The 1,566-nt window shown below is 45.8% G+C and carries 2 protein-coding genes; both read left to right on the forward strand.

The genetic code is table 11. The features are described 5' to 3' along the window. On the forward strand, positions 1-632 hold a 632-nt coding region (menA, locus tag F6K37_RS41715), incomplete at its 5' end, for a 2-carboxy-1,4-naphthoquinone phytyltransferase (RefSeq protein WP_287257129.1). 30 nt (positions 633-662) lie between these two features. Then, complete coding sequence (gene ubiE / locus F6K37_RS41720; RefSeq protein WP_287257130.1) at positions 663-1,424, forward strand: bifunctional demethylmenaquinone methyltransferase/2-methoxy-6-polyprenyl-1,4-benzoquinol methylase UbiE; 762 nt, start codon at positions 663-665, stop codon at positions 1,422-1,424. Positions 1,425-1,566 lie beyond the last annotated feature (142 nt).

Consider the following 1,566-nt stretch of genomic DNA (forward strand, 5'->3'; position numbering starts at 1 on the left):
CGTTAATTTTTTGGCTAGGGAACCTGTGTTTAGGACTGGGTATCCTTGGCATGCTACTGATCTGCTGGTGGCAGCAAGACTTAACAGTGATGGCGTTAGTACTCCTATGCTGCAGCCTTGGCTATATGTACCAAGGACCTCCCTTCCGCCTGGGCTACCAAGGTCTAGGAGAGATTCTGGTCTTTTTGAGCTTTGGTCCTTTAGGTATGTCAGCTGCCTACTACAGTCAAACCCAGAGTTGGTCTGTGACTAACCTGGCGGCATCGATAATTGTTGGTCTGGCGACTATGTTAATTCTATTTTGCTCCCATTTTCACCAAGTAGAGGATGATATAGCAGCTGGGAAGCGATCGCCTATTGTTCGCCTTGGCACCAAAAGGGGTGCTCAACTGTTGCCTTGGTTTTGTGGTAGCCTATTTGCTGCTAATGCTGGGTTTGTGCTCATGGGGCTATTCCCAATATGGACATTACTCAGTTTGGTGGGATTGCCCTTTGCTATCAAGCTTTGCCGCCATGTGAACGCTCATCACAACCAACCGCAAAAGGTGAGTAATTGTAAGTTTATTGCCGTAGCGCTACATTTTTGGAGTGGACTCTTGTTGGGTGTCGGTTTCGTAATTAACCTTAATTAACCTTATTAATTAACCTTCATTGAATGAATCATGTCAGACCAATCCCACGAGATTCAGGGAATTTTTGATAACATCTCTTCTAACTATGACCAGCTTAATGACTGGATCAGTTGGGGTCAGCATCGCATTTGGAAGCTGATGACGGTTAAATGGGCTGAGCCTAAGCCAGGAGATACCTGTGTTGACCTTTGTTGTGGCAGTGGAGACCTGACTCGACTATTAGCGGAGAAAGTAGGCACTCAAGGAAAGGTGTATGGAGTAGATTTTGCGCCCCAGATGTTAGCGATCGCAAAACAAAAATCCTCTGAAGTACAGATTGACTGGGTAGAGGCGGACGTTTTAGATTTACCATTTGCTGACAATACCTTTGACGGAGCAACGATGGGATATGGATTACGTAATGTCGTAGATATCCCCAAGAGCCTAAAGGAGATTTACCGTATTCTTAAACCAGGCGCTAAAGCAGCAATTCTTGACTTTCACTTACCGTCTCAGCCACTGTTTCGGCAGTTTGAACAGTGGTATATGGAAACGATTGTTGTTCCCCTAGCCCGTCACCAAGGACTTGAGGAAGAGTATGCCTATATCTGGCCGAGTATACAGCGATTCCCCCGTGGTCCGGAGCAAGAATCTTTAGCAGAGCAAGTAGGCTTTCGTGCAACTCACTACCCGATTGTTGGCGGAACCTTAGGAGTATTGGTATTGACTAAAGCCAAAAGTGTTGAATCGGGAATCGGGAATCGGGAATCGGGAATCGGGAATCGGGAATCGGGAATCGGGAATAGCAATTAGCAATTAATCAATCATGAACTATCAGTTCAAGTTTCACCCATACCAGCGTCCCTTTAAGCATCCGTTGTCTACTAGTCATGGCAAATGGACAGTCAGAGAAGGTATCATTCTTAGCCTTAGTGATGAAATAGGGAACATTGGC

It is taken from the genome of Moorena sp. SIO4E2 (assembly GCF_010671945.1).
Taxonomy (GTDB): Bacteria; Cyanobacteriota; Cyanobacteriia; order Cyanobacteriales; family Coleofasciculaceae; genus Moorena; species Moorena producens.

Excerpts from the sequence above, each read along its gene's own strand:
- ubiE (WP_287257130.1), top strand. The coding sequence starts at position 663 with ATGTCAGACCAATCCCACGAGATTCAGGGAATTTTTGATAACATCTCT.